General features: G+C 28.6%; 2 protein-coding genes. Both read right to left on the minus strand.

The annotated features are described in order from the left end of the window. Positions 1-62: 62 nt before the first annotated feature. Positions 63-1,688, minus strand: a complete 1,626-nt coding sequence (groL, locus tag GBZ86_RS15035; protein WP_152892002.1) for a chaperonin GroEL — start codon at positions 1,686-1,688, stop codon at positions 63-65. A 54-nt stretch (positions 1,689-1,742) separates the two neighbouring features. Then, positions 1,743-2,027, minus strand: a complete 285-nt coding sequence (gene groES, locus GBZ86_RS15040; RefSeq protein WP_152892003.1) for a co-chaperone GroES — start codon at positions 2,025-2,027, stop codon at positions 1,743-1,745. Between the last annotated feature and the right edge of the window lie 378 nt (positions 2,028-2,405).

Consider the following 2,405-nt stretch of genomic DNA (forward strand, 5'->3'; position numbering starts at 1 on the left):
AAAATAAGGATCATAGCATTTAAAATACTACAATCCATATTTTATTAATATTTACTAATTTTTTAATACATTCCATCCATTCCCATTTGTGGATTAGCTTGTGCTTGATCATTCTTATCTGGAATATCTACTACTGCTGCCTCTGTTGTCAAGAATGAAGATGCTACTGATGCAGCATTTTGAAGTGCAGATCTTGTAACCTTAGTTGGATCTACTATACCTGCTTTAATCATATTTATATATTTACCATGTAAAGCATCATATCCAATTCCTACTTCACTATTTTTAACTTTATATATTATAACAGAACCCTCTTCTCCTGCATTGTATACAATTTGTCTCATAGGCTCTTCTAAAGCTCTAACTATTATATTAATACCAACTTGAGTATCTGAAACATCTGAAGTTAATTTTTCTACTTCAGCAATAGCATTAATATATGCTACTCCACCACCTGGTACAATTCCTTCTTCAACAGCTGCTTTTGTTGCTGCTAAAGCATCTTCTATTCTTAATTTTCTTTCTTTTAATTCTGTTTCTGTAGCTGCACCAACTTTTATTACAGCAACTCCACCAGCTAATTTAGCTAATCTTTCTTGTAATTTTTCTTTATCAAACTCTGAAGTACTTTCTTCTAACTGAGATTTTATTTGAGAAATTCTATTTTTAATTTCTTCTTTATCTCCTTTTCCATTTACTATAGTAGTATTGTCTTTTGTTACTTTAAGACTTTCTGCTTGACCTAACATTTCTAATGTAACTTCTTTTAAGTCTCCACCTAATTCTTCTGAAATTACTGTTCCCCCTGTTAGTATAGCAATATCTTGTAACATTTCTTTTCTTCTATCTCCAAATCCTGGAGCTTTAACAGCTACACATGTAAAAGTTCCTCTTAACTTATTAACTACTAAAGTTGCCATTGCTTCACCTTCTATATCTTCAGCAATGATTAATAATTTTCTTCCAGCTTGAACTATTTGCTCTAATACTGGTAATATATCTTGTATATTACTAATTTTTTTGTCAGTTATTAAGATATATGGACTATCTAATGAAGCTTCCATTTTTTCAGTATCAGTTACCATATAAGGTGATACATATCCTCTATCAAATTGCATTCCCTCAACAACATCTAATTCTGTTCCCATAGATTTAGATTCTTCTACAGTTATAACCCCTTCAGTTCCAACCTTCTCCATAGCATCAGCTATTAATTTTCCTATAGCTGGATCTGCTGCTGAAATTGATGCAACTCTAGCAATATCCTCTTTACCATTAACAGGTTGAGATATTTTTTTTATTTCTTCTACAGCTTTTTCTACTGCTGTTCTTATACCATGTCTTACTAATATAGGATTAGCTCCTGCTGTAACATTTTTTAAGCCTTCTCTTATTATTGCTTGTGCTAATAATGTAGCAGTTGTAGTTCCATCTCCTGCAACATCATTTGTTTTAGTTGCAACCTCTTTAACTAATTGAGCTCCCATATTTTCATATGGATCTTCTAAATCTATTTCTCTTGCAATTGAAACTCCATCATTAGTTATAAGTGGTGATCCAAATTTTTTATCTAATACAACATTTCTTCCTTTAGGTCCTAATGTAACTTTCACAGTATTAGCAAGTTTATCAACACCTACTTGCATTGCTCTTCTAGCTTCTTCTCCAAATAATAAACTTTTAGCCATTTTTATACCCTCCTATTTTTTTAAAAAAACTTTACATTATCTTTTTTAATAAAATTATTCAACTACTGCTAATACATCTTCTTGTTTTATAATTATATACTCTTCTCCATCTACTTTTACTTCTGTTCCAATATATTTTGAAAATAGAACTTTATCTCCTACTTTCACTTCCATTTCTACTCTTTTTCCATCAACCATTGCTCCTGGACCAACAGCTACTACTTCGGCCTCTTGAGGTCTTTCTTTTGCTGTTCCAGCTAAAACAATACCACTTTTAGTAGTTTCTTCAGCTTCTAATCTTTTAATTACTATTCTATCTCCTAATGGTTTAATATTCATCAAAACCCCTCCTAAAAAATTATTTATTTTTTAAAAAATTCAAATGATTTTTTTCCTTTTTAGCACTCTTGTTTAATGAGTGCTAACTACTATATTTATAATAGTAAATATTAAAATTAAATTCAAGAATAATTCTAGCAATTTCCTTTTAATTTTTGTTGTTTTTTTGAAATTAAACGCTATTATCTTTAAAATCCTCTAATTTACTACTTTTTTAATATCAATTTAATTTTTATAATTTAAAATAATATTAATAGGTTTAATTTATTTTTTTGTAACTTTGGTAATAATTATATATATAAATATTTGACAAAAAAGAGAGTTTTTATTTTGATTGTTATAAAAAAATTTATTTTATCTATTTATATTTTTATTACC

This window comes from Clostridium tarantellae (genome assembly GCF_009295725.1).
In the GTDB taxonomy this organism is placed as follows: domain Bacteria; phylum Bacillota; class Clostridia; order Clostridiales; family Clostridiaceae; genus Sarcina; species Sarcina tarantellae.

Excerpts from the sequence above, each read along its gene's own strand:
- groL (WP_152892002.1), bottom strand. The coding sequence starts at position 1,688 with ATGGCTAAAAGTTTATTATTTGGAGAAGAAGCTAGAAGAGCAATGCAA.
- groES (WP_152892003.1), bottom strand. The coding sequence starts at position 2,027 with ATGAATATTAAACCATTAGGAGATAGAATAGTAATTAAAAGATTAGAA.